Origin of the sequence: Amaricoccus tamworthensis (genome assembly GCF_049800875.1) — a bacterium.
GTDB classification, from domain to species: Bacteria; Pseudomonadota; Alphaproteobacteria; order Rhodobacterales; family Rhodobacteraceae; genus Amaricoccus; species Amaricoccus tamworthensis.
Genome location: NZ_JBNAFV010000002.1, coordinates 139,309 through 165,147, shown reverse-complemented (window position 1 = coordinate 165,147; position 25,839 = coordinate 139,309). Strand labels below are relative to the sequence as shown.

Annotated in this window: 25 protein-coding genes and 1 tRNA gene; 7 read left to right on the top strand and 19 right to left on the bottom strand. The window is 58.8% G+C overall.

Annotated elements, in window-relative coordinates:
* Positions 1-10: 10 nt before the first annotated feature.
* The 15 genes from ACP15P_RS05190 to gcvH form a co-directional block, all read right to left on the bottom strand.
* Complete coding sequence (locus ACP15P_RS05190) at positions 11-1,546, bottom strand: NADH-quinone oxidoreductase subunit M (protein WP_424927446.1); 1,536 nt, start codon at positions 1,544-1,546, stop codon at positions 11-13.
* 1 nt (position 1,547) lies between these two features.
* Positions 1,548-3,512, bottom strand: a complete 1,965-nt coding sequence (gene nuoL / locus ACP15P_RS05185) for an NADH-quinone oxidoreductase subunit L (RefSeq protein WP_424927445.1) — start codon at positions 3,510-3,512, stop codon at positions 1,548-1,550.
* Between the two features lie 6 nt (positions 3,513-3,518).
* On the bottom strand, positions 3,519-3,824 hold the full coding sequence (gene nuoK / locus ACP15P_RS05180; RefSeq protein ID WP_424927444.1) for an NADH-quinone oxidoreductase subunit NuoK: 306 nt from the start codon (positions 3,822-3,824) through the stop codon (positions 3,519-3,521).
* Entirely contained in the window at positions 3,821-4,435 is a 615-nt protein-coding gene (locus ACP15P_RS05175; protein ID WP_424927827.1) for an NADH-quinone oxidoreductase subunit J, read from the bottom strand. The genes nuoK and ACP15P_RS05175 overlap by 4 nt, the downstream gene beginning before the upstream one ends.
* Positions 4,436-4,448: 13 nt before the next feature.
* Positions 4,449-4,940: an NADH-quinone oxidoreductase subunit NuoI gene (nuoI, locus tag ACP15P_RS05170; protein ID WP_424927443.1), complete on the bottom strand. Its 492-nt coding sequence runs from the start codon at positions 4,938-4,940 to the stop codon at positions 4,449-4,451.
* A gap of 4 nt (positions 4,941-4,944) precedes the next feature.
* The gene (gene nuoH / locus ACP15P_RS05165; protein ID WP_424927442.1) at positions 4,945-5,985 is read right to left on the bottom strand and encodes an NADH-quinone oxidoreductase subunit NuoH; all 1,041 of its coding nucleotides are present in this window, start codon (positions 5,983-5,985) and stop codon (positions 4,945-4,947) included.
* Between the two features lie 3 nt (positions 5,986-5,988).
* Complete coding sequence (gene nuoG, locus ACP15P_RS05160) at positions 5,989-8,004, bottom strand: NADH-quinone oxidoreductase subunit NuoG (RefSeq protein ID WP_424927441.1); 2,016 nt, start codon at positions 8,002-8,004, stop codon at positions 5,989-5,991.
* A gap of 153 nt (positions 8,005-8,157) precedes the next feature.
* Complete coding sequence (gene nuoF, locus ACP15P_RS05155; RefSeq protein WP_424927440.1) at positions 8,158-9,453, bottom strand: NADH-quinone oxidoreductase subunit NuoF; 1,296 nt, start codon at positions 9,451-9,453, stop codon at positions 8,158-8,160.
* Positions 9,454-9,550: 97 nt separating this feature from the next.
* Positions 9,551-10,741 (bottom strand): NADH-quinone oxidoreductase subunit E, encoded by a 1,191-nt coding sequence (locus ACP15P_RS05150; RefSeq protein WP_424927439.1) that lies wholly within the window; start codon positions 10,739-10,741, stop codon positions 9,551-9,553.
* 46 nt (positions 10,742-10,787) lie between these two features.
* Positions 10,788-11,999 carry an NADH-quinone oxidoreductase subunit D gene (locus ACP15P_RS05145; RefSeq protein WP_424927826.1) on the bottom strand — a complete coding sequence of 404 codons (1,212 nt, stop codon included), beginning with the start codon at positions 11,997-11,999 and terminating at the stop codon, positions 10,788-10,790.
* Positions 11,999-12,178, bottom strand: coding sequence for a hypothetical protein (locus ACP15P_RS05140; protein WP_424927438.1), 180 nt, complete (start codon positions 12,176-12,178; stop codon positions 11,999-12,001). Before ACP15P_RS05140 ends, ACP15P_RS05145 begins: the two co-directional genes overlap by 1 nt.
* Entirely contained in the window at positions 12,178-12,783 is a 606-nt protein-coding gene (locus ACP15P_RS05135) for an NADH-quinone oxidoreductase subunit C (RefSeq protein ID WP_424927437.1), read from the bottom strand. The genes ACP15P_RS05140 and ACP15P_RS05135 overlap by 1 nt, the downstream gene beginning before the upstream one ends.
* Before the next feature lie 21 nt (positions 12,784-12,804).
* Positions 12,805-13,344, bottom strand: coding sequence for a NuoB/complex I 20 kDa subunit family protein (locus ACP15P_RS05130; RefSeq protein WP_424927436.1), 540 nt, complete (start codon positions 13,342-13,344; stop codon positions 12,805-12,807).
* Complete coding sequence (locus ACP15P_RS05125; protein ID WP_424927435.1) at positions 13,341-13,706, bottom strand: NADH-quinone oxidoreductase subunit A; 366 nt, start codon at positions 13,704-13,706, stop codon at positions 13,341-13,343. The genes ACP15P_RS05130 and ACP15P_RS05125 overlap by 4 nt, the downstream gene beginning before the upstream one ends.
* Positions 13,707-13,921: 215 nt before the next feature.
* The gene (gene gcvH / locus ACP15P_RS05120) at positions 13,922-14,284 is read right to left on the bottom strand and encodes a glycine cleavage system protein GcvH (protein ID WP_424927825.1); all 363 of its coding nucleotides are present in this window, start codon (positions 14,282-14,284) and stop codon (positions 13,922-13,924) included.
* 183 nt (positions 14,285-14,467) lie between these two features.
* Here gcvH and ACP15P_RS05115 point away from each other — a divergent pair, with 183 nt between their 5' ends.
* Positions 14,468-15,955, top strand: a complete 1,488-nt coding sequence (locus ACP15P_RS05115; RefSeq protein WP_424927434.1) for an NAD(P)H-hydrate dehydratase — start codon at positions 14,468-14,470, stop codon at positions 15,953-15,955.
* Here ACP15P_RS05115 and ACP15P_RS05110 read toward each other — a convergent pair.
* The 3 genes from ACP15P_RS05110 to ACP15P_RS05100 all read right to left on the bottom strand — a co-directional run bounded on the left by ACP15P_RS05110 (position 15,952) and on the right by ACP15P_RS05100 (position 18,109).
* On the bottom strand, positions 15,952-17,022 hold the full coding sequence (locus ACP15P_RS05110; protein WP_424927433.1) for a Gfo/Idh/MocA family protein: 1,071 nt from the start codon (positions 17,020-17,022) through the stop codon (positions 15,952-15,954). The genes ACP15P_RS05115 and ACP15P_RS05110 overlap by 4 nt on opposite strands.
* A complete protein-coding gene (locus ACP15P_RS05105; protein ID WP_424927432.1) occupies positions 17,019-17,807 on the bottom strand; it encodes a ThuA domain-containing protein in 789 nt (262 codons plus the stop codon). Before ACP15P_RS05105 ends, ACP15P_RS05110 begins: the two co-directional genes overlap by 4 nt.
* Positions 17,808-18,032: 225 nt before the next feature.
* Positions 18,033-18,109, bottom strand: a tRNA-Met gene (locus tag ACP15P_RS05100).
* 251 nt (positions 18,110-18,360) lie between these two features.
* Here ACP15P_RS05100 and ACP15P_RS05095 point away from each other — a divergent pair.
* Genes ACP15P_RS05095 through ACP15P_RS05080 form a run of 4 tightly spaced genes read left to right on the top strand, consistent with a single transcriptional unit; the run spans position 18,361 to position 22,526 of the window.
* The gene (locus tag ACP15P_RS05095) at positions 18,361-19,608 is read left to right on the top strand and encodes an NAD(P)/FAD-dependent oxidoreductase (protein WP_424927431.1); all 1,248 of its coding nucleotides are present in this window, start codon (positions 18,361-18,363) and stop codon (positions 19,606-19,608) included.
* A 28-nt stretch (positions 19,609-19,636) separates the two neighbouring features.
* Positions 19,637-20,626, top strand: a complete 990-nt coding sequence (locus tag ACP15P_RS05090) for a TRAP transporter substrate-binding protein (protein WP_424927430.1) — start codon at positions 19,637-19,639, stop codon at positions 20,624-20,626.
* A gap of 59 nt (positions 20,627-20,685) precedes the next feature.
* Positions 20,686-21,210 carry a TRAP transporter small permease gene (locus tag ACP15P_RS05085; protein WP_424927429.1) on the top strand — a complete coding sequence of 175 codons (525 nt, stop codon included), beginning with the start codon at positions 20,686-20,688 and terminating at the stop codon, positions 21,208-21,210.
* 2 nt (positions 21,211-21,212) lie between these two features.
* Positions 21,213-22,526: a TRAP transporter large permease gene (locus ACP15P_RS05080; protein WP_424927428.1), complete on the top strand. Its 1,314-nt coding sequence runs from the start codon at positions 21,213-21,215 to the stop codon at positions 22,524-22,526.
* A gap of 105 nt (positions 22,527-22,631) precedes the next feature.
* On the opposite strand, the gene ACP15P_RS05075 is transcribed toward ACP15P_RS05080, so the two are convergent.
* Positions 22,632-22,844 carry a DUF1127 domain-containing protein gene (locus ACP15P_RS05075; protein ID WP_424927427.1) on the bottom strand — a complete coding sequence of 71 codons (213 nt, stop codon included), beginning with the start codon at positions 22,842-22,844 and terminating at the stop codon, positions 22,632-22,634.
* Positions 22,845-23,365: 521 nt separating this feature from the next.
* Between ACP15P_RS05075 and ACP15P_RS05070 the strand changes: the two genes are divergently transcribed.
* Complete coding sequence (locus ACP15P_RS05070; protein ID WP_424927426.1) at positions 23,366-24,445, top strand: Mrp/NBP35 family ATP-binding protein; 1,080 nt, start codon at positions 23,366-23,368, stop codon at positions 24,443-24,445.
* 206 nt (positions 24,446-24,651) lie between these two features.
* Positions 24,652-25,827, top strand: a complete 1,176-nt coding sequence (locus tag ACP15P_RS05065) for an ABC transporter substrate-binding protein (protein WP_424927425.1) — start codon at positions 24,652-24,654, stop codon at positions 25,825-25,827.
* Positions 25,828-25,839: the final 12 nt, after the last annotated feature.

Below are 25,839 nucleotides of genomic sequence, written 5' to 3'. Positions count from 1 at the left end.
ATTCCCGGATTCAGTGCTGTGCGAGCGTCGTGGTTCCCGCCGCGATCGCCGTTTGGGTCTGGTCAACGAGTGCGCTCACCGAAGGCCCGACAATATCAAGTACCAGCGCCGGATAGACGCCGAGGAGGATCGTCATGACCACCAGCGGAGCGAAGAGCAGTTTTTCGCGACGGCTCAGATCCCGAATGGTTTTCAGGCTTTCCTTGATCAGGTCGCCAAAAACCACACGGCGATAGAGCCACAGGGCATAGCCGGCCGACAGGATAACACCAGTGGCCGCAAAGAACGCCACCCACGTATTCACCTGGAATACTCCGGCGAGGGTCAGAAACTCACCGACGAAACCGGATGTGCCAGGCAGGCCCACGTTACCCATGGTGAAGAGCATGAAGACAAGCGCATAGGCGGGCATCCGGATGACAAGGCCACCATAGGCGGCGATCTCACGGGTGTGCATGCGGTCGTAGATCACGCCGACCGAGAGGAAGAGTGCGCCGGAGATGAAGCCGTGGCTGATCATCTGGAAGATCGCACCGTCGAGACCCTGCTGATTAATGGCGAAGATGCCCATCGTCACAAAGCCCATATGGGCGACGGATGTGTAGGCGATCAGCTTCTTCATGTCCTCCTGCACGATCGCGACCAGCGAGGTGTAGATGATCGCGATTACGGAAAGGGTGAAGACGAAGTTCTGCATCACTTCGGATCCAATGGGGAACATCGGCAGGCTGAAACGCAGGAACCCGTAACCACCCATTTTCAGCAGGATCGCGGCCAGGACCACGGACCCGGCGGTTGGTGCCTGCACGTGAGCGTCGGGCAGCCAGGTGTGAACCGGCCACATCGGCATTTTCACGGCGAAGCTCGCAAAGAACGCCAGGAACATCAGAGTCTGTGCACCACCGACAATGGTCAGGCTGAGGAAGTTCAGGGGTTCGGAGCTGAACTCATGGGTCAGCAGCACCTCGATATCCGTTGTGCCGGCCTGGTAGTACATGGCGATCATCGCCACGAGCATCAGGACCGAGCCGAGGAAGGTATAGAGGAAGAACTTGAAGGAGGCGTAGACCCGGTTGTCCCCGCCCCAGATGCCGATGATGAGGAACATTGGGATCAGTCCGGCCTCGAAGAAGACGTAGAACAGGAACAGGTCGAGCGCACAGAACACCCCGATCATCAGGGTTTCGAGCAGCAGGAACGCGACCATGTATTCCTTGACCCGTTCGGTCACGCCCCAGGACGCTCCGATTACGATGGGCATCAGGAACGTGGTGAGCATCACGAAGAGCACGGAAATGCCGTCCACGCCCATCTTGTAGGTCAGGCCGCCCAGCCATTCGCTTTCCTCAACGAACTGGAACCCGGTGTTCGAGGGATCAAATCCGCTCAGGATGAAGAGTGACAGAATGAAGGTGGCGGAGGTGGTGAACAGCGCCAGCATGCGGGCGTTGCGCCGGGCCATCTCGTCGTCGCCCCGAAGGAACACCATCAGGACGACCGCACCGATGAGCGGCAGGAAGGTGACGAGTGAGAGAAGGGAATTCATCTTAACCTGCGCTCCGAATGCTGAGCCATAGGGACAGGAATATCAGTCCCACGACCATGGCGAGGGCGTAGTGGAACAGGTACCCGGACTGCGCCCGGCCAACCTGGCGGGTGAAGAAGGGAACCACGCCCATGGCGATGCCGTTGATCGCGCCATCGATGGTGTTGCCGTCGCCCTTCTTCCACAGGAAGGTTCCGAGCCATTTAGCGGGACGGACGAAAACAGCGTCGTAGATTTCGTCGAAGTACCATTTGTTGAGCAGGAACCGGTAGAGGATCGGCTGTGCCTCGGCCAGTTTCCGCGGCATGGACGGGCTGGCAATGTAGAACCAGTAGGCAACAGCCAGACCGATTGCCATGGCGATGAAGGGCGAAACCTTCACCCAGACCGGCGCCTCGTGTGCATCGTGAATGGTGTGGTTTTCGGGGCCGAAGAAAAGCGCGTTACCAAACCACTCCTCATAATGGTGACCGAAGAAGCCCCCGTACCAGATCATCCCTGAAAGGATCGCCCCTGCCGAAAGGATGGCAAGCGGGATGAGCATGTTGTTGGGGCTTTCATGCGCGTGATCATGGGTATGCGCATCGCCACGCGGTTTTCCGAAGAAGGTCATGAAAATCAGACGCCAGCTGTAGAAACTTGTCATCAATGCCGCGATCACAAGTGCCCAGAACGCGAAGCCGGCAGCGGAGTTGTGACCGGCCCAGGCGCTCTCGATGATTGCGTCCTTGGACAGGAAACCGGCAAAACCGATATGGGTCAGCGGAATGCCGACACCGGTGATAGCGAGTGTGCCAATGACCATGGCCCAGAAGGTGTAGGGGATTTTGTTCCTCAGGCCACCGTAGTTTCGCATGTCCTGTTCATGATGCATCGCGTGAATCACGGACCCTGCGCAAAGGAACAACAGTGCCTTAAAGAAGGCGTGTGTGAACAGGTGGTACATCGCCGCCGGATAGGCACCGACACCTGCTGCAACGAACATGTAACCGAGCTGCGAACAGGTGGAATAGGCTATGACCCGTTTGATGTCGTTCTGGACGAGACCCACAGTCGCCGCGAAGAACGCGGTCGCCGCACCCATGAAGGTGATGAATGTCAGCGTGGCGGGAGCCCATTCCAGGACCGGAGACATGCGGCAGACAAGGAAGACGCCTGCCGTCACCATGGTTGCGGCGTGGATCAGGGCGGACACGGGCGTTGGGCCCTCCATCGCGTCGGGCAGCCAGGTGTGGAGCAGAAGCTGTGCCGATTTACCCATCGCTCCGATGAAGAGCAGGAACGACGCGACCTCGGCCGCATTCCAATCGCGCCAAAGAAAGGTGATCTGGGTTTCCGCAAGGGTGGGAGCGGCGGCGAAAATGTCGTCGAAATGGATGGAGTCAACGAGGAAATAGATCGCGAAGATCCCCATCAGGAAGCCGAAATCGCCCACGCGGTTAACGATGAAGGCTTTCATCGCAGCGGCTCCGGCGCTCTGTTTACGGTAGTAGAAACCGATCAGCAGGTAGGAGGCGACACCCACGCCTTCCCAGCCGAAGAACAGTTGAAGGAGGTTGTCGGCCGTGACCAGCGCAAGCATGGCGAAGGTAAAGAAGGACAGGTACGCGAAAAACCGCGGCTTGTAGCTCTCGCCCTCCTTAAAATTGACGTCGTGATCCATGTAGCCAAGGCTGTAGACATGCACGAGGGCCGACACGGAGTTGACCACGACGAGCATGATCACTGACATCCGGTCGATGCGTACGCCCCAGTCGGCGCTCATCGAACCGGAAACGATCCAGCGGAACAGCGGATGGCTTTCCGCATCGCCGTGGAAGGTCAGGAAAACCACCCAGGACAGGAGAGCGATGGCAATCAGGATACCCGTTGCGGTCCAGATGGCGGCTTTCTCACCGATGAACTTCCAGCCGAAGCCGCAGATCAGTGCGCCGAACAGCGGGGCGAGGAGAATAAGTGTGGTCATGTTCCCTTACCCCTTCATCACGTTGATGTCCTCAACCGCAATCGTTCCGGTATTGCGGAAGAAGCAGACGAGGATGGCGAGGCCGATGGCTGCCTCAGCGGCGGCAACGGTCAGAATGAAGAGCGTGAAGACCTGTCCGACCAGGTCACCGAGATGAGCGGAAAATGCGACCATGTTGATGTTGACTGCGAGCAGCATCAGTTCGATCGACATCAGGATGATGATGACGTTCTTCCGGTTCAGGAAGATGCCGAAAATGCCCGTGACGAACAGAATGGCAGCAACGGTTAGAAAGTGACTGAGTTCAATCATGCGCCCTGCCCCGGTTTGATATCAAGAAGCTCTACGGCTTCCTTCGGATCGCGGTACATCTGTGACACCACGCTCTGTCGTTTGACGCCCTCACGATGGCGCAGTGTCAAAACGATGGCGCCAATCATTGCAACGAGCAGGATGAGCCCCGCCACCTGGAAGAGAAACACGTAGCGCGTGTAGAGGAGCATACCGAGAGCCGCCGTGTTCTCCGTGACCTCCGGCGCCGGTGTCACAGCCTGGCGCATGGAGAGCATCTCGTCGGTGACCTCCCACGCGCCGAAGGCGAACCCAAGCTGGATCAGCAGAACGAGGCCAATCAGCAGACCTACCGGAAGGTATTTCGCCATACCTGCTTTCAGCTCTGCAAAATCCACGTCGAGCATCATCACTACGAAGAGGAACAGCACCGCGACCGCACCGACATAGACGATCAGCATGAGCATCGCGACGAATTCAGCGCCGAGCAGAACGAAAAGCCCTGCGGCGGAGAAAAACGCCAGTATGAGCCAGAGCACGGAATGCACCGGGTTGCGGGCGAAGATCACGAGGAACCCGGATATCACCGCCACGGTCGAGAACATGTAAAATGCGAAGGTCGCAAAACCCATTGTCATTTACCTTTCATCGGTACGGAGCATCCAGTTCCAGGTTGCGCGCGATTTCCGTTTCCCAGCGGTCGCCGTTATCGAGCAGCTTTTCCTTGTTATAGAACAGCTCCTCGCGGCTTTCGGTGGCAAACTCAAAGTTCGGGCCCTCAACGATCGCATCCACCGGGCAGGCTTCCTGACAGAAACCGCAATAGATGCATTTCGTCATGTCGATGTCGTAGCGGGTGGTTCGACGGGAGCCATCCTCACGCGGTTCGGCATCGATGGTGATGGCCTGTGCCGGGCATATCGCCTCGCACAGCTTGCAGGCAATGCAGCGTTCCTCGCCATTGGGATACCGGCGAAGCGCGTGCTCACCACGGAAACGCGGGCTGAGCGGGCCTTTTTCGTGCGGGTAGTTCAGGGTCGGTTTGGGCTTGAAGAAATACTTCATGCCCATTTTGAACCCGCCGAAAAAGTCGGCGAGGAAGAAATACCGCAGGCCTTTTTGGATCGTGAATGCCATTGCCTCAGCCTCCTACAGTCCAGCGCTGATATGCGCCCCAGAACCAGCCATACTGTGCGAAGAGACCAACCAGAGCGACCCAGGCGAGGCTCATCGGCAGAAAGAATTTCCAGCCAATCCGCATGAGCTGGTCGTAGCGGTAGCGCGGCACAACGGCTTTCACGAGCGCGAAGATAAAGAAGAAGAAGCCCATTTTCAGCACCATCCAGTGCAGACCGTCCGGAAGGAACGGGATGGGCGAGAGCCAACCACCGAAGAACAGGATCGACATGAGCGCGCACATGAAGACCACGGCCATCAGTTCGCCGATCATAAAGAGCAGGAACGGTGTGGAGGAATACTCAACCTGGTAACCGGCCACGAGCTCGGATTCCGCTTCCGGCAGGTCGAAAGGCGGACGGTTCGTCTCAGCCAGGGCCGAGATGAAGAACAGGAAAACCATCGGCAGGTGCGGCAGCCAGTACCAGCTGAACGCTCCAAGATCGCCGTCCTGGGCGCGCACGATGTCGCTGAGGTTCAGCGACCCGGTCGAAACGAGCACACCGATGATGATCAGACCGATGGAGACCTCGTAGGAGATCATCTGCGCAGCTGACCGCAGGGATCCAAGGAACGGATATTTGGAGTTTGAGGCCCAGCCACCCATGATGACGCCATAAACCTCAAGGGAGGAGATGGCGAAAATGAACAGAATGCCGACATTTAGATCGGAGATGACCCATCCCTCGTTCCACGGCATCACGGCCCAGACGATCATCGACAGGACGAACGTAATCATCGGGGCCATGAAGAACACGGTTTTGTCCGCACCCGCGGGAACCACGATCTCCTTGACTATGTATTTCAGGAAGTCCGCGAAGCTTTGCAGAAGGCCCCAGGGGCCAACTACGTTTGGTCCGCGACGCATCTGGACCGCAGCCCAGATCTTGCGGTCGGCGTACATTAGGAACGCGAGGCTGACCAGAACCATCACGGTCACCAGCATACACTGGGAGAGGATCACGACAAAAATGCCAAGGCCCGTATCGAAAAAACCGGTTTCCATACCCTACTCCGCCGCCATGGGGTGATCCCGCTGTTCCGCGAGTTTTGCCAGTTCAGCCATAACGGTGCTCGCCCGCATGACCGGGTTGGCCAGGTAATGCTCGCCCACGGCCGATCCAAAATCCGCCTGCGTCATATCGCCGCCTTCCACCAGGGTCCAGGCATTTTCCGGAACGTCGTCGATCCGGGCCAGATGTGGAGCCGCCGCAAACATCGCGCTGCGGAGCATGCCAATTGCGTCGAAGGGAAGCGTGACACCAAGGCGGCCAGACAGGGCCCGCAGTATGGTCCAGTTCTCCCTCGCGTCTCCCGGCGGGAAGCCGGCCCGCATGGCCATCTGTGGACGGCCCTCGGTATTGACGAAAATCCCGGTTTCCTCGGTATAGGCAGCCCCTGGAAGGATCACGTCCGCCCGGTGCGCGCCGCGGTCGCCGTGGCTGCCTTGGTAGATGACGAAAGCCCCGTCCGGCATGTCGACCTCGTCGCAGCCGAGATTGTAAATCACGTCCGCCCCGTCAACCGCCGCATCCATGCCGCCGTCCGTGACACAGCCGAGATCCATGGCACCAACGCGGCCCGCGGCCGTGTGCAGCACGAGGAAACGTGACTCGGTGTTGTTCGCAAACTTCATGGCAGCGGCGAGTACGGCTTCTCCATCGTCCCCGCGCAAGGCGTCCTGACCGATGATGACGACGGTTTCCTTGCCGAGCGCATCCTTGTGGTCACCGTCGAGCAGTCCGGCCAAAGCCTCACGACCGGTTCCCGCGTGGAAATAAGGATAGGTCAGGTCCACATTCTCACCGACCAGTCCCACCTTCGCACCATTCAGCCAGGCCTTGCGGATGCGTGAGTTGAGAACCGGTGCTTCCTTTCGCGGGTTCGTGCCGATCAGCATGATTGCCTGAGCGCTATCGATGTCCTCGATCCGTGCCGTTCCGACATAGGCGCCGCGATTACCGGCAGGCAGTTTGGCGCCGTCGGTGCGGCACTCGATACGGCCATCCAGACGCTCGATCAACTGCTTCAATGCAAAGGCGCTCTCAGTCGACACGAGATCACCGACAACACCGGCTACGGTTTTGTCCTTCACGGCCTCGGCAATTGCGTCGAACGCCTCATTCCAGGTTGCGGCCTGAAGTTTGCCGTCGCGACGCACATAGGGCCGGTCGAGACGCTGTCTGCGCAGTCCGTCCCAGATGAACCGGGAGCGGTCGGCAAGCCATTCCTCGTTTACGCCATCGTTGTTGCGAGGCAGGATCCGCATGACCTCGCGGCCTTTGGTATCCACACGAATGTTCGATCCGAGCGCGTCCATCACGTCGATAGATTCCGTCTTGGTCAGTTCCCAAGGACGGGCCGTAAATGCGTAGGGTTTCGACGTAAGAGCGCCAACCGGGCAAAGGTCGATTACGTTACCCTGCATCTCGCTCGTGAGCATCGCGCCGAGATAGGAGGTGATTTCACTGTCCTCGCCACGTCCCGTCTGTCCCAGTTCGGGAATGCCGGCCACCTCGGTAATGAACCGCACGCAACGGGTGCAGGAGATGCAACGGGTCATGCATGTGCCAACGAGCGGACCAAGATCCATATCGATCGCGGCGCGTTTGGGTTCGCGGTACCGACTAAAATCGACCCCGTAGGCCATCGCCTGGTCCTGAAGGTCACACTCACCGCCCTGGTCGCAAATGGGGCAGTCGAGCGGGTGGTTGATGAGCAGGAACTCCATAACCCCTTCCCGGGCCTTTTTGACCATCGGGGACTTGGTTTTCACCTCGGGCGGCGCGCCTTCCGGCCCGGGACGCAGATCCTTGACCTGCATGGCACAGGAAGCGGCCGGTTTGGGCGGTCCGCCCACAACCTCGACGAGGCACATGCGACAGTTTCCGGCAATCGACAGTCGCTCGTGGTAGCAGAAACGCGGCACCTCGACACCGGCAACCTCGCAGGCCTGCAGCAGTGTCATGCGCGGATCGACCTCGATCTCGTCACCGTCGATTATGATTTTGCGCAGATCGCTCATTTTGTCACTCCGCTACCACGTCGGCACAACCGCTGTCGCGCCACTGTGCTGCTTTTTCAATAGATTTCCGGAACAAAGAGGTGCCAGTGTTGCCGCTCGCACGCAGTTCGACGCGCGTCGGCAGGGCTGACCGGATGTTCCGGGTAACCTCCATTACTCGGCCGCCACCGCGCCGGAACGGCCGCCGCGTTTGTGTGCGATGCGGTCCTCGATTTCGTCCCGGAAGTGGCGGATCAGGCCCTGGATGGGCCAGGCGGCCGCGTCACCCAGCGCGCAGATCGTGTGGCCCTCGACTTGCTTGGTCACGTCCAGCAGCATGTCGATTTCCTCAGGCTCGGCATCGCCGGTGACCAGACGGTCCATGACGCGCATCATCCAGCCAGTCCCTTCACGGCACGGGGTACACTGACCGCAGCTTTCATGTTTGTAGAACTTGGACAGGCGCCAGATCGCCTTGATGATGTCCGTGCTCTGATCCATGACGATCACGGCGGCCGTTCCCAGACCGGAGCGCTGTTCCCGCAGCCAGTCGAAATCCATGATGGCGTCGCCACAAACGTGCGACGGGAGGCAGGGCACGGATGATCCGCCTGGGATTACGGCCTTAAGGTTTTTCCAACCGCCCCGGACGCCACCGCAGTGTTTGTCCAGCAGTTCGCGAAGGGAAATCGACATCTCCTCCTCCACGACGCAGGGGTGGTTGACGTGACCGCTGATGGCAAAAAGCTTGGTGCCCGCATTGTTTGGACGGCCAAACCCGGCGAACCAGCCTGCCCCACGCCGCAGAATGGTCGGCACGACGGCAATGGATTCCACATTGTTCACGGTGGTCGGTGCACCATAGAGGCCGGCATTTGCCGGGAAAGGCGGCTTGAGGCGCGGCATACCCTTGCGGCCCTCAAGGCTTTCAAGAAGAGCGGTTTCCTCTCCGCAGATATAAGCACCGGCGCCATGGTGCAGGTAGAGGTCAAAGTCCCACCCGGAACCGGCGGCGTTTTTGCCGAGCAAGCCGTCTTCATACGCCTCATCTATGGCGATCTGCAGAGCCTCGCGCTCGCGGATATACTCACCACGAAGGTAGATATACCCGGTGTTGGCCCCCATGGCGAAACCGGCGATCAGGCAGCCCTCGACCAGCGTGTGCGGGTCGTGGCGCATGATCTCGCGGTCCTTGCAGGTGCCCGGCTCGGACTCGTCGGCGTTTACGACCAGGTAATGTGGCCGGCCATCGCTTTCCTTGGGCATAAACGACCATTTTAGACCCGTCGGGAAACCGGCGCCGCCACGACCGCGCAGGCCGCTTGCCTTCATCTCCTCAACGATCTTGTCCCGGCCCCGCTGGATGATGTCAGCGGTGCCGTCCCAATGGCCGCGGGACTTCGCACCGGCAAGCGTGCGGTCAAACATACCGTATATGTTGGTAAAGATCCTGTCCTTATCAGCGAGCATCGGTGTTCGTCCCTACATCCCGGCCTGAAAAGCCTGTACATTTCAATTTTTTACATGCCGCACGGAGCGGCATGAACGCAACCGACGAGTGCAATCGTCAGTCGTAAACATCTCCGTCGTCCACCCGTTTGGAAAACTCGGTTTCCTCACCGGCGGCCAGCAGTTTGCTCTGTCCGACCCAGTCGTCGCGGGAAGCCCGGCCCTTGAAATCGTCCATGTTGGAGTCGACCCAGAGCAGCTCCTCCTCCGTCCAGTTGGCAATCTGATCGAAGTGGTAGAAGCCCAGCTTGTTGAGGGATTCCTCAAGTTTCGGGCCTACACCCTTGATTTTCTTGAGGTCATCCGCCTGACCGCCCCGGGGAGCGGTCAGTGTCTCGGGACGGGTCCCGATCTCCTCAGCTTCCTCCTCATCGAATTTGCCGATGACCTTTTCCTCGTCGGCTTCGGCAGCCTCTTCCATGGCTTTGTGTTCGGAATTGGTTTCGGGCTTTTCAGCATCGAGACCGTCATCTTCCACCGGCTCCGGCTGATCCATCAACTGCACCGAATCCGTTTCGGTGCCGGCCGTCGCGACCGGGGCGGCAGAGTCGAGCATGGGCATTTTCAGGGCGGGTTCGGTCCCGTCGATACGTTTGATCGTATCCTGCCCGTATTCCGCGAGACCGACCGAGGCGTTGCCGGAATAACGGCGCTCGCCCTCGGTCAGGGACGTCAGACCACCGAACGGCTCGGCACCGAAACGACCGTTTTGCGGTCCCGGGCGCGGCACTTCGCCACGTCCAAGCGCGTCAATGATCTCACCGAGGCGCTCTGCGGTCAGGTTTTCATAGTAGTCCTTGCCGATCTGAGCCATGGGCGCATTGGAACATGCACCGAGACACTCCACCTCTTCCCATGAGAATTTGCCGTCAGCAGAAATCTCATGCGGATTGGCTGCGATTTTCGCCTGGCATACCTCAATAAGGTTTTCAGAACCGCAGATCATGCAGGACGTGGTGCCACAAATCTGAATATGCGCCACCGAACCAACGGGTTGCAGCTGGAACATGAAGTAAAAACTTGCAACCTCAAGCACGCGGATCGAGGCCATGTCGAGCATGTCGGCGATGCTTTCGATCGCCGGTTTGGTGACCCAGCCTTCCTGTTCCTGGGCGCGCCACAGCAGTGGAATCACGGCTGACGCCTTCCGCTCGGGCGGGTATTTGCTCAGCTGCTTTTCAGCCCACTCCTGGTTGCCAGGGGTGAACGCGAAGCTCTCGGGCTGTTCGGGGTGTAGACGGCGCAGCATCAGGAACGTCCTTTCCTGCCGTTCAGTCGAAATTCAGGATGGGCACTCACCGGTCGACCTCACCAAACACGATATCGAGCGAACCCAGCGCGGCAGAAACATCAGCGAGCATATGGCCCTTACAGATGTAATCCATTGCCTGAAGGTGCGGATAGCCGGGGGCGCGCAGTTTAACTTTCCAGGGTTTGTTGGTTCCATCGGACACCAGATAGACGCCAAACTCCCCTTTCGGAGCTTCAACGGCGGCATACACCTCACCTGGCGGCACATGGAAGCCTTCGGTGTAGAGCTTAAAGTGATGGATCAGGGCTTCCATCGACGTTTTCATGTCAGTGCGTTTCGGCGGTGACAGCTTGCCACGGGTCATGACCTCGCCGCCCTTGCAGTCATTCAGTTTTTCAATGCACTGCTCAATGATCCGGGTACTTTCCCGCATCTCGGCCATACGGCAGAGGTAGCGGTCATAGCAGTCACCGTTTTTACCGACCGGAATTTTGAAATCAAACTCGTTATAGCACTCGTAAGGCTGCGAGCGACGGAGATCCCAGGCAATACCGGAGCCGCGCACCATGACACCGGACAGGGCAAGATCCTGGCATTCCTGCTGGCTGACGATGGCAATATCAACGTTGCGCTGCTTGAAGATGCGGTTTTCCGTGATGAGGCTCTCAATGTCATCAAGCGCCTGGGGGAATTCCTTCGCCCAGGCTGCGATGTCATCCACCAGATCCTGGGGCAGATCCTGATGGACGCCACCGGGACGGAAATAAGCGGAGTGAAGCCGCGCTCCACAAGCCCGCTCATAGAAAATCATTAGCTTTTCGCGCTCTTCGAAGCCCCAGAGCGGCGGGGTAAGCGCACCCACGTCCATTGCCTGGGTGGTCACGTTCAGGAGGTGGTTCAGAATACGCCCAATCTCGGAATAAAGCACGCGGATCAGCGAACCACGACGGGGCACCTCAGTCTTCGTCAGTTTTTCAATCGCGAGACACCAAGCATGCTCCTGGTTCATTGGAGCCACGTAATCCAGACGGTCCAGATATGGAAGATTCTGAAGATAGGTGCGGCTTTCCATCAGCTTTTCGGTGCCGCGGTGAAGTAGACCGATATGCGGATCGCAGCGTTCAACGATCTCGCCATCCAGCTCCAGCACAAGACGCAAGACGCCGTGGGCCGCGGGATGCTGCGGACCGAAGTTGATGTTGAAGTTGCGGATGTTTTGCTCGCCCGTCAGGACGTCGTTACCTGCTCCGTCCATCATTCGCTCCCCTCGTCACCAGGCCATTTGCGAAACGCGAGAACCCAGAGGAAAATCAGACCCACCAGCGGAATAAGAAACAGCAGCGAAAATGCCGGGTGCATGCCGGAGCGGCCCACAATTTTCCAGGCCGGGACAACCAGCAGAACCGCAAAAATGAGATATACCACGAGTTCCATTACGCACCGTCTTTCTTCTCATCACCGGGGAGGATGTATTCTGCCCCTTCCCACGGGCTCATGAAGTCAAACTTCCGGTATTCCTGCGTCAGTGTTACGGGCTCATAGACCACGCGCTTCTGTTCCTCGTCGTAGCGCAGTTCCACATAACCGGTGGTCGGAAAATCCTTGCGCAGCGGATGTCCGCGGAAACCGTAATCGGTGAGAATGCGTCGCAGATCGGGATGACCGGAGAACAGGATACCGTACATGTCGTAGACTTCCCGCTCGTACCAGTTGGCGGCGGGGAATATGGATACGATGGACGGCACCAGCTCGCCTTCACGGACGGAAACCTTGACCCTGATCCGCTGGTTCAGGTGCATGGACAGGAAGTGGTATACCACCTCGAACCGCTTCTCACGGTCCGGCCAGTCCACAGCCGTCACATCAATAAGCGTCGTAAAACGACAGGCGCCGTCCGCACGCAGATGATCCACAAAATCGACGAGATCCCCTGCGGCGACGGTGATCGTCAGCTCGCCATGTGCGGCGACCGCCTCGACCATCGCATCCTCTTTGCGGAGGGCGATTACTTCGCGGAGATCGTCAAGTGCTCTGTCCATTATTTCACCCAAACGAGGATCCTATCGCACGATGGTTCCGGTACGCCGCATCTTCCGCTGAAGCTGCAGAATTCCGTAGAGAAGCGCCTCCGCCGTTGGCGGGCAGCCTGGCACGTAGACATCCACGGGAACAATCCGGTCACAGCCGCGAACCACGGAATAGCTGTAGTGGTAATATCCACCGCCATTTGCACAGGAGCCCATGGAGATCACGTATCTCGGCTCCGGCATCTGGTCGTAAACCTTGCGCAGGGCAGGCGCCATTTTGTTCGTAAGCGTACCGGCCACGATCATCAGATCGGACTGGCGCGGTGACGCGCGGGGGGCCGTTCCAAACCGTTCAAGGTCATAGCGGGGCATGGAGGTGTGCATCATTTCGACCGCACAGCACGCCAGACCAAACGTCATCCAGTGCAGGGAGCCCGTGCGGGCCCAGTTGATCGCACCGGCGGTGGAGGTGACGAGAAAGCCCTTGTCGGCAAGCTCATCGGAAAGCATCCGGGCGGTTGCCTCCTTGTCCGCTCCGGCCTGTGTCGCGAGTGCTGCGGAACTGTCGGTCATTCCCACTCCAGCGCTCCTTTTTTCCACTCATACGCGAATCCTATGGTCAGGATCGCAAGAAATACCATCATCGACCAGAAGCCAAACTCGCCGATGTACTGGAAGCTCACGGCCCAGGGAAACAGGAAAGCGACCTCAAGGTCAAAAATGATGAAGAGGATCGAGACCAGATAGAACCGGACATCAAACTTCATGCGGGAGTCGTCGAATGCGTTGAAGCCGCACTCGTATGCGGATGTCTTTTCCGGATCGGGATTGCTGACCGCCACCACAACCGCCGCCAGCAACAAAACCAGGCCGAGAGCGATTGCAAGACCCAGGAAAATCAGGATGGGGAGATATTCCCTTAACAGTTCTTCCAAGCGGCACCTCCGTCCCGAGCACTGGTTTTGAACATCCGGTCGTCACCGACCTCTGCTACGGGTATATGCCGCAACGCACCAGGTCAACAAGGCGGCGGTAAATTCCACGCGGGTTTGGAGGATTTTAGACAGTTTTCCGACGTACTAACCAATGGTTTAGACGGCGCGCGACCTGCAGCCGCGCGTGTCCCTGAGCATGCATTTATCCGATCAAATCAGTCGGCAATAAATTCCTGATACGCATCCTCATCCATGAGGCCGTCCATGTCGGATGCGTCATTGAGGGTCATTTTGAAGAACCAGCCGATTTCCATCGGGTCCTCATTAACCTTTGCCGGATCCTCGACAATCGCCTCGTTCACCTCCGTGATCGTGCCGTCGAGCGGAGCCACGATGTCGCTGGCAGCCTTCACGGATTCGATAGTGACGATTTCGTCACCCTTGGCCACGACCGCCCCGGCTTCGGGCAGTTCGACAAAAACCAGGTCACCCAGCTGTTTGGCGGCGTGATCGGTGATGCCGACGGTAACCTCATCACCGTCGAGCAGCAGCCATTCGTGTTCCTCGGTAAATTTCAGCATTTGCCCAGTCCCTTTTGAACCCACAATGAATTTACACCGAGGATTGCCGCAAATCGATTGTGACGTCCAGCAGGTTTGCAGCGTTTGTGACCGCCTTCCCGCAGCCTTTGACTGCGGCCCTGTTTGAGGACAGGTTTCCTCATGTTATCGAAGCCTGCAAACGATCCGGGAGGGTGTCACATGCATGAACTGCTGACCGCTGAACAGATGGGCAAAGCCGACGCACTTGCTATTGGGTCGGGAATTCCAGGCATGACGCTGATGGAGAACGCCGGTCGTGCGGTGGCGGATGTTGCAGCCAGCATTGCACCGACCGGACCGGTGACCGTAGTTGCCGGGCCAGGAAACAACGGAGGCGACGGATTCGTCGTGGCCCGCTTGCTGGCATCGGCGGGTCGGGATGTAAGTGTACTTACGCTTGGAGACGTTGAGGCCCTGAAGGGCGATGCGGCGACCGCGAAAAACAGGTGGCACGGCAGAATACAAGGCGTTGACCATCCTCTGCCCGAGGACGGTGTCATCATTGACGCCATATTTGGTGCCGGACTGAACCGGGCGCCGGAAGGTGTTGCGGCAGACCTCGTTGAGCGGATCAACAAAAGTGAAGCCCGGGTAGTCGCGGTGGACGTTCCCAGCGGGTTAAATGCCAGTTCCGGAAAGGCACCAGGAGCCTGCGTACGGGCCGACGCGACCGTCACTTTTTTCCGCAAAAAGCCCGGCCATCTTCTTCAACCGGGACGCGGACTGTGCGGCGAGGTTTATCTCCACGACATTGGCATCCCGGAAATGGTGCTGGACAGCCTGCCGCGCGACCTATCGGAGAATACGCCTGATCTATGGCTGTTCGAGCTTAGAGTGCCAGGGGCTGGCGGTCACAAGTTCTCGCGCGGTCACGCCCTTGTCCTTTCGGGTCCAGCAACCCGGACAGGGGCGGCAAGGATGTCTGCCATGGCCGCGCTGCGAGCGGGCGCTGGACTTGTAACCGTTGGGAGCCCGGCCGACGCGCTGGCGGAAAACGCGGCGCATCTGACTGCTGTTATGTTGAAGGAGGTCAATACGACTGACGATCTGGCGGGTGTTTTGAATGACAGCCGGTTTTCGAGCGTAACGCTTGGTCCGGGATTTGGCACTGACCCGAGCAAACGGGATTTTGTGCTGACCGCGCTTGCCGCGAACCGGGCCACAGTGCTCGATGCGGATGCGATCAGCTTGTTCGAGTACGCCCAGGCGGAGCTGTTTGCTGCAATTCGCGAAAACGCTGGAGAGGTGGTAATGACGCCGCACGCCGGAGAATTCGCACGCCTGTTTCCTGATCTCTCATCGGATGACAGTGATAAGGTCACGCGCACAAGAGCGGCGGCTGAACTCTCCGGAGCAATTGTGGTCCTGAAAGGGTCTGACACGGTGATTGCCGGCCCCGGCGGGCGGGCCGCGATCAATTCGAACGCTCCGCCCTGGCTTGCGACGGCCGGTTCGGGGGATGTCCTCACCGGGATTGCTTCGGGGCTTGTTGCCCAGGGCATGCCGGCGTTCGAGGGCGCCTGTGCCGCGGTCTGGATACATGGTGAGGCCGGGCGACAGTTCGGCCCGGGCCTGATCGCGGAGGATCTGGCGCCCGGGCTTCCACCCGTATTGGCCGACCTCTATAGGCGTCTTGAACGAGCCTAAGCCTGGACGGCGGTGATTATGCCCTTTGCCTCGTCCGACTCAACAGCGAGGTCGAGAACCTTCTGTAGGTCGGCGCCCCGGGCAAAATCCGGATCCATCGGGCCCTCGCCCCGTATGGCGGAAATGAAGCGCTCGAAAACCCAGGGCTCGGACTCGGGTATCTCGACGTCTCTCCAGACTCCTTCGAGAAGATCCTCTCCGGTACAGGCGCGCAGGGTATTGACCCCATGCGTTGCCCGGACCTCAAGCCCCCCCTTGTCCCCGTAAATGCTGAGGGACAGGTCGTTGATATGTCCGGAGGCGAAGCGGGAGGCATGCAGTACACCGGTCGCACCATTCGCCAGTTCAAGATGCATCATGCAGCTGTCATTCGCGTCCAGAACATAGTCGTCAATCCGGTTACCAGGCGCCTTGTCGAAAGTCTTCAGACGACACGATACGGACGCAACGGCGCTGCCCGCCACGTGAGTGGCGTAGTCGAGGATATGCACTCCGACGTCGCCTAACACGCCTTTCGATCCATGGGCTGAGGAAAGACGCCATAGCCACTGCTCCTCCTCGTCCCACTTGCCCCAGGCATCCTGCGTCAGCCAGCTTTGCAGATATGACGCATCAAAGTGACGAACCTCGCCGATGTCGCCGGATGCGACCATTTTGGCCGCCGTTTGCATTGCCGGGCCATTGCGGTAGGTCAGATTGACCATGTTGACGACGCCAGCATTGGTCGCGGCCTCCGCCATCCGGGATGCGTCGGCGTGGGTAACTGCCAGGGGTTTCTCACATAAAACGTGCTTTTTGGCCTCGAGGAAAGGCAGGGTCGTCACAAAGTGAACCGCATCGGGCGTCACGTTGGTAACGGCATCAAATTCGCCCCATTCCAGTGCCTCATCGACGGACTGAAACCGCTTTTCAATGCCATGCTCATCGCAGAAAGTAGCCAGCCGATTGGCGTCACGATCGATACCGGCCACGATCTGCACGCCATCGATCGCGCTGAACGCCTCGACATGGGCCCGGGCCATACCGCCCGTCCCCACAACCAGCAGACGGATGCGTTGGGCGCTCACCGAAAACCCTCCTCGCCGTCCTCGTGCAGCCGCGGCCCTTTCTGTTCGATGGCCTCCAGTGCGTCCTCAACCGAACGGTTCGGCGCGGCATTGACGTCCTGAATGCGTGCCTCCGGGTTGTAGGCCCACGCGACCGCGTTGCGGAGCACCGTGCGGATGTTCGCGTCGTGATAGGTCGGATAGGTTTCGTGGCCCGGCTGGAAATAGAAGACCTTCCCTGCTCCGCGCCGATAGGTCACACCGGACCGAAATACCTCGCCGCCCTGAAACCAGCCGATCATGACGGTTTCCATGGGCTCCGGAATACCGAACGGTTCGCCATACATTTCCTCGCTTTCCAGCTCAAAATGGTCCGGCAGTCCGCGAACAATGGGGTGCTGACGCGACGTGACCCAGATGCGTTCCCGCTCACCGGCCTCACGCCAGGAGAGGTTGCACGGTGTCCCCATCAGACGGCGGAAGATCTTGGAGAAGTGACCCGAGTGAAGCACGATCAGCCCCATGCCGGCGTTGACCGCATCGGCCACCCGCTCAACAATTTCATCTTCTACGTCGCCGTGCGCCGCATGTCCCCACCAGAGCAGCACGTCGGTTTCGGCCAGCCGCTCAACGGTCAGACCATGCTCCGGCTCCTGGAGTGTTGCCGTGGTTGCATTGATCCCATCAGCCTCATTCAGGGCTGCAGCGATACACCCGTGCATGCCATCAGGATAGATTTCAGCGACGATCTTGTTGGTCCGCTCATGCACGTTTTCGCCCCAGACGACGGCGTTGATCTGTTTCATCGGAGTTCCTGATTTTTTTGGCTCGCCGCGTACGGGAGCGCCAGTGAATCTGCTTTCAGGTTTAATACCCGGCACTGCAGGCTTCCAGCGCCTTTTTTTGAGAGGAATTTCACGGACATGGCTGTCTTCACAGGAATTGGCAGGTTTGACCTGAACCGGGACCCGGTCATTGGGCGGAAAGACCTCCAGCCCAAACCGATAAACTCGAGAATGTAAGGGAATTTTTGGTAGCGGAGGAGGGACTTGAACCCCCGACACGCGGATTATGATTCCGCTGCTCTAACCACCTGAGCTACTCCGCCGTTGCGCGGGTCTCTTACGGACACGGTGCGGAGGCGTCAAGCAAAAAACCGGCAAAAATCCAGGGTTATTGAAGCCACTACGTCGGGACGGCTCATGCCGCTCAATTGGGCACCATGCGCGCAATGGCTGCAAAGAACAGTCGTGCAACGATGGAAACGACGTCGGTATTTCGAATCAACGATTTACCTCTTTCCAATCCGGTGACCGTCCGTAAGCTGACCGCCACTCAACGAAGGAAATGGAGCAGCGATTGACGACCAGACACCGGAAAGTTGCCGTAATTGGAGCGGGCATTGTGGGTGTCTCGGCCGCAATCTGGCTGCAAAGGTCTGGTGCGGACGTCACGCTGATCGATCGCACGGGGCCTGCCAGCGGCACGTCCTACGGCAACGGCGGAATTCTGGCGTCCTGCTCAATGGTGCCGGTCACAACACCGGGTCTGGTGGTAAAAGCTCCTGGTATGCTGTTCAATCCTGATTTTCCGCTTTTCCTGCGGTGGTCCTATTTGCCGAAGCTGGCTCCGTGGCTTCGAAACTATCTCAAACATGCCAATGACAAAGATACCCGCCGCATCGCGCAGGGTTTGACCGGCATCACGGGTGACAGTCTTGAACAGCATCAGGCTCTCGCAACCGGCACCATCGCGGCAAGGTTTGTGAAACCGTCTGAATACGGCTTTGCCTATGCGGACCGGGCCGCGTTCGAAGCGGACTCATACGTGTGGGAACTGCGCAGGGAAGCCGGGTTCGTACCAGATATCGTTGAGGGCGAAGCCGTTCGCGAGGATGAGCCGGGCTTTGGCCGCGCCGTAAACCTGCTGGCGCTGGTGAACGGACATGGATTTGTCACGAGTCCCGGAGGGTATGTTCAGGCTCTGGCGAAGCAATTCGAAAATTCCGGCGGCACGTTCGTTAAATCCGAGGTGAAGGACTTCGATCTTCAGGACGGCCAAATCGCGGCGGTGCTTACCGACCAGGGCAAAATACAGTGTGATGCAGCAGTTCTAAGTTCGGGTGTCTGGTCCAAATCGCTGGCCCACAGGCTTGGCCTTAATGTGCCGATGGAAAGCGAGCGCGGGTATCATATTGTATTCCGGAACCCGTCCGTTGCGCTGTCCCGGCCCTATATGGTGACAGCAGGGAAATTTGTGGCCACTCAGATGGAAGACGGTCTTCGCTGCGCAGGCGTGGTTGAATTTGGAGGGCTGGAGGCAGAGGCCACCGAAGCGCCGTTCAATCTCATTCGAAAAAAGGTCCGCGAAACTTTCGCCGACCTCTCCTGGGATACCACCGATGAATGGATGGGACACCGGCCTGCCCCAGCGGACAGTCTGCCGCTAATCGGGGAAATCGGGCAAACCGGCATCCATACGGCCTATGGGCACCATCACATTGGACTGACCGGCGGCCCGAAGACCGGGCGGCTGGTGGCTGGACTCATCATGGGCGATGCGCCCAATATCGACCTGCAACCTTACTCACCCAACCGGTTTGCGTAACGGATTGGGACACTCACTGGAGGATCATATGAAGATGGCAATTGCAAAATCCACGACGGCGCTGGCGCTGTCGGCCACTTTCGTTTTTGCGGCGGGCGCGTCAAATGCCGAGAAATGGGATATGCCGATGGCCTATTCCGCTTCCAATTTTCACTCTGAAACCGGTGCGGAGTTCGCCGCCTGTATCACCGAGGGCACGGGTGGGGAAATTGAGGTGGTGACCCATCCCGGCGGTTCGCTTTTTGCCGGAGACGACATCAAACGGGCCGTTCAGACCGGGCAGGCTCCAATTGGCGAACGGCTGCTCTCAAGCCATCAGAACGAAAACGCGCTGTTCGGGTATGATTCCGTGCCGTTCCTCGCCACTTCTTTCGATGATGCGGAGAAGCTCTGGAGTGCGGCCCGCCCTTCACTTGAGGAAATTCTGGCGGAACAGAACCTGACGCTTCTCTATTCCGTGCCATGGCCGCCGCAGGGTTTGTATTTTGACCGGGAGGTTAATTCGGTTGAGGACATGGAAGGTATTAAATTCCGGTCCTACAACAATGCCACCGCACGTCTTGCGGAGCTGACCGGGATGCTGCCCGTGTCCATTGAAGCGGCGGAAATCAGCCAGGCGTTTGCGACCGGTGTGGCGGAATCCATGATTTCGTCCGGTGCCACCGGCTACGACCGGAAGGTCTGGGAGAGCCTGTCGCACTTCTATGAGGTCGATGCCTGGCTGCCGCGTAATTACGTCTTCGTTAACAGCGATGTCTGGGATGGTGTTTCCGACGCCAACAAGGAAGTTGTGCTGACCTGTGCCGAAACCGCCGCCGAAGTTGGTCTGCAACGGTCGAAGGACTACACGCAGTTCACCGTGGACGGGCTGCGTGAGGGTGGCATGACGGTGGAACCGGCAAGCGATCAGCTCAAGGCAGACCTCGTGGAGATTGGCGCGACAATGAGCGCGGACTGGCTCGAATCAGTCGGCGATGAGGGTGCGGCGGTGATCGACGCTTTCAAGGCGGCTCAATAATCTGGACTACAGCCCGCCTGGCAGTCCGGGCGGGCATTTACATACTGGCGAGGTACTGAATGGCGAGACTTCGTAAGGCTCTTGATCTGATCTATCTGGGATCAGGGATTGTTGCATCGCTGTTTTTGATCGCCATTCTGGCGCTGATTGTCATTCAGATGCTCGCCCGCTGGACCGGGGAGGTCTTCCCCGGCGCACCGGATTATGCGGGCTACTGCATGGCTGGGGCGTCGTTTTTTGCCTTTGCCCATGCCCTGCACCGCGGTGCGCATATCCGGGTCTCAATCCTGCTGAATTCCGTGAGTGCAACGACACGTCGCGCCCTCGAGATTTGGTGTTTTGGGATCGGCACGGCGATTTCCTGGTATGTAACCTGGTATTCCGTGCGGTTTGTGTACTGGTCGTGGAAATTCAACGATGTCAGCCAGGGACAGGACGCATCGCCCCTTTGGATACCGCAGTCGTCCATGGTGATCGGAATGGCCGTTTTGGCCATCGCCATGACCGACCATCTACTTCATGTCGTCTTTTCAGGCGGCCACCGGATCACGGTTGATGCCGTCGATCAGGAAACGGGGGATTAATCATGGGCGATCTCTCGGTCATCATGCTGTTCCTGTTTGTTCTGTTTCTCCTGCTCGGGACCGGCGTCTGGGTCGGGCTTGCGCTGATGGGAGTTGCCTGGTTCGGCATGGAACTGTTCACCAACCGGCCCGTTGGCGACGTGATGATCACGACCATCTGGTCGGCGTTATCCTCGTGGACCCTGACCTCCCTGCCGCTGTTTATTTGGATGGGCGAAATCCTGTTCAGAACGCGACTGTCGGAAGACATGTTTCGGGGCCTGGCGCCTTGGATGGCCGGGCTTCCAGGGGGGCTGGTGCATACAAACATTGTGGGCTGCACGATTTTTGCGGCGGTTTCCGGGTCTTCCGCCGCGACCCTGACGACCGTGGGCAAAATGTCGATCCCGGAACTCCGCCGACGAAACTACCCCGAGAAGATGGTGGTGGGTACCCTTACCGGAGCGGCCACGCTTGGGTTGATGATCCCGCCATCCCTGACGCTGATCGTTTATGGAGTGACGATCAATGAGAGCATCACGAAACTGTTCTTCGCCGGAGTGATCCCGGGGATTGTTCTGGCAGCGATGTTCATGGGCTATGTCGCGATTTATTCCAAAACCGCATCCGACTGGGCGCCGGACAGGGAGGCGGGATTGAGTTTTGCGGACAAGGTCAAAAATTCAAGGTTTCTGATCCCGGTCATTCTTTTGATCACGGTAGTGATCGGATCCATGTATCTCGGCTTTGCAACGGCGACGGAAGCGGCGGCGTTCGGGGTTCTGGGTGGGCTGGTCCTGGCCGCATCGCAGGGCTCGCTCAACTGGCGGACGTTTAGCTCCAGTCTCATGGGCGCGACACGCACATCGGCAATGATTGCACTCATCCTTGCCGGCGCGGCTTTCCTGTCGCTGGCGATGGGCTTCACCGGGCTGCCGCGTGGGCTGGCCAATCTGATCGCGGGTTTGGAACTCAGCCGGTTTGAGCTGCTTATGGCTCTTTTGGTGTTCTATATCATTTTGGGGTGTTTTCTCGACGGTATTTCTTCCGTGGTTCTAACCATGGCGGTGGTCGAACCAATGATCCGGGATGCGGGAATAGACCTGATCTGGTTTGGCATCTTTATCGTGGTGGTCGTCGAGATGGCTCAGATCACGCCTCCGATCGGCTTCAATCTGTTCGTTATGCAGGGCATGACGGGCCACGAGATGAATTTCATAGCCAAAGCGGCGATACCCATGTTCCTGATCATGGTGCTGATGGTCTTCATCCTGATAGCCGTTCCGGACCTGGCAACATGGCTGCCGGACAACATCCGCCAAAGACCAGGGGGCTGAAACGCAGAACACCGGCCACATGGGGCCGGTGCTACGAAGGAAGCGGCGGGTTAGTAGCCGGGACCCGCGCCCGTGACACCTGCCGCCCGGCAGGCGTGGCCAGCATTATTTCTCGCCGTAGACAGCGCCGTAGGCAACGTCACGAATGGAGACGCGGCTGATGCCCAGATCCTGAAGTTCACGATCGGACAGCGAATTCAGTTCATTGTAGGTACGGCTGTATTCACGGTAATCAGCGAAAGCTTTTACCAGACGCTCGACAAAACCCTGACCTTTGATCAGTGTGGTTTCAGTTGCAGTGTGGGATGCGTAAGCCATCTTTTTAATCCTCAACAGTTGCCAAGCGGGAAATCCAACCAGGCGGTACACGGCGAATGATCCAACCGCGGACATCCACCAAATCCATCACTGCCGCTTTCGACAGACAGCGAACTACTCGTTTTGTGGCCTCGACCTTCGACGGTGGTTTCGGGTTCCCGCGTGCGGGTTACCTTTTGTCCGCGAGGTGCCGTTGCCTCTCCAGACCGACCGGAACAGTTGCATCCATACCTGCGTCGACCTGCTGCAGTGCAATATAGCCCGGATCCGATTTCCCACAACTACCTGAATGCTCAATACGGCCATGCACCTCATGCATGGCAGTTAACACTTTGTTAATAAAGAGATTAGCTAAGACCTTTCAGCATTGTGAAGGTTATGTGAAGCAGGTCGCAAGTACACTTCGCAAACGCAACCGGCAAGCTGAAAAACTTAAAAATGGTTAAAAACACCTTGCCCATCGTGCCTGCTCACATGATCTAAAGGGCAACTTCTGAAACAGCCTGCACCAAGGAAACCGCATGCCCGTCACCCGCGACGCCGTTATCGAAGCCCTCAGCGCAATCGCCGTTCCCGGACGTGGCCAGAACCTTGTCGAGGCGGACATGGCCCGCGCCATTACCATTGAGGGCGGAACCGTCAAATTTGTAATTGAGATTGATCCTGCGGAAGCGGACCGGATGGAACCGGTCAGAGCCAAAGCGGAAGCGGCGGTCAAGGCACTTCGCTCCGTCGAGACCGTCAGTGCGATCCTTACCGCCCATGGCCCTGCTGCCCCCAAAGGACCCGCACCCTCCCTGAAGGTTGGTCGTCACCCCACCCCCTCCTCCGGGCCTGCACCGGTGGCGGGGGTTAAGCGCATTATAGCGGTCGGCTCCGGCAAAGGTGGCGTGGGCAAGTCCACGGTGGCATCGAACCTCGCCGTTGCGCTCGCGCAGGCCGGGAAAAAAGTCGGCCTGCTGGACGCCGACATCTACGGACCCAGCCAGCCCAGAATGATGGGAGCGCATGACCGGCCAAAATCGCCGGACGGGAAAACCATTCTGCCGCTGCGTGCCCATGGTGTCACGTTCATGTCCATCGGCCTCATGCTGAAAGAGGATGAGGCCGTCGTCTGGCGGGGTCCGATGCTCATGGGGGCGCTCCAGCAAATGATGGGTCAGGTGCAGTGGGGAGAGTTGGATGTTCTCATCGTCGATCTGCCGCCGGGCACCGGCGACGTCCAACTGACCCTTTCCCAGAAATACGAGATCACAGGCGCGGTGGTGGTGTCTACGCCGCAGGATGTCGCTCTGCTTGATGCACGGAAAGCGCTCGACATGTTTAACAAAACGAAGACACCGGTCCTGGGGCTCATCGAGAACATGTCAGCCTATATCTGTCCGGAATGCGGGCATGAGGCCCATATTTTCGGACATGGCGGTACGAGAGCCGATGCGGAAAAGCACGGCCTTCCCTTCCTTGGCGAAATACCGCTGGATATAGAGATCAGGCTGGCCGGCGACGGTGGCGCGCCGTTGGTTGTCACGGCCCCGGACAGCAAAGAGGCCGAAGCGTTCCGCGCGGTCTCTGAAAGGTTTATCTCCAGCGGTCTCGTTTAATCCCCGGGAAGGCTTATTCGTCCGCACCGGCGCAAGCCCCTGACCGCGCACGGTTTTTTGACACCACCGCTGAACCGGCGCGTGGTGCCAGCGGCGCTTGCGCAAAAAAATCAAAGATATAAGGTACTTGGGATGATTCCCTGCCGGTGGCTTTGCCGGTCGCGGAACGATCAAATTATAACTGCCGTTTCTCCAGGGAGACTAAAATGAAAAGACTGCTTCTGGCTTCCGCCGCGTCCGTTCTGGTAGCGGGCTCCGCCGTCGCCGAGGATGTCAATGTAGGCATCATTCTGGGCTTTACCGGCCCGCTGGAATCCATCACGCCCGGCATGGCCGCCGGGGCCGAGCTCGCTTTTGCCGAAGCGTCCGAGGCCGGTGAGACCAACTACAATGTGGTCCGCGGCGACAGCACCTGTATCGACGCCGCAGCTGCCACGACCGCGGCTGAACAGCTCATCACCTCGGACAACGTGGTCGCGATCATGGGTGCCGACTGTTCGGGCGTTACCACCGCGATTGCGAATAACGTGGCCGTTCCCAACGGTGTTGTCATGGTGTCACCATCCGCCACATCCCCCGCACTCTCGACAATCGAGGATGACGGGTACTTCTTCCGCGTGGCTCCGTCCGACGCCCGCCAGGGTGAGATTATCGCCGACATTCTTGCCGAGCGTGACATCACCAACATCGCCATCACCTACACCAACAACGACTATGGCAAGGGCCTCGCCGACGCGATTGCCGCTGCCCATGAGGCCAAAGGTGGAACTGTAGCGATCAACGCCGCGCACGAGGACGGCAAAGGCGACTATTCCGCCGAGGTTGCCGCCCTTCAGGCGTCCGGCGCGGAGCATCTGGTTGTTGCGGGTTACGTCGACCAGGGTGGCGTAGGTATCGTCCAGGCATCCATCGACACCGGAGCGTTTGACAGCTTCTTCTTCCCCGATGGCATGTACGGCCAGAGCCTGATCGACTCCGTTGGTGACGACATCAACGGCGCGGTGATCGGCACCCTTCCCGGCACTGAGGGTGAGGGAACCGAGAAGTTCTTTGAAATCGCCGAAGCCGCAGGCATTGACCCCACCTCGACCTATGCGCCTGAGAGCTATGACGCCGCCGCGCTGATCGTACTGGCTGCGGCCGCCGCCGGTTCGACCGACCGCACGGCTATCCGCGACAAAATCGTGGACGTGGCAAACGCTCCGGGCGAAGTCATTTTGCCTGGTGATCTGGCGCGCGGCATGGAACTGGCGGCTGCCGGTACCGACATCGACTATGCCGGTGCATCCGGCGTCGAGCTGATCGGACCGGGCGAGGCGGCAGGCTCGTACCGCGAGTACGAGATCGAAGATAACGCCGTCAAAAACATCGGCTACCGCTGATAACGCTGCAAA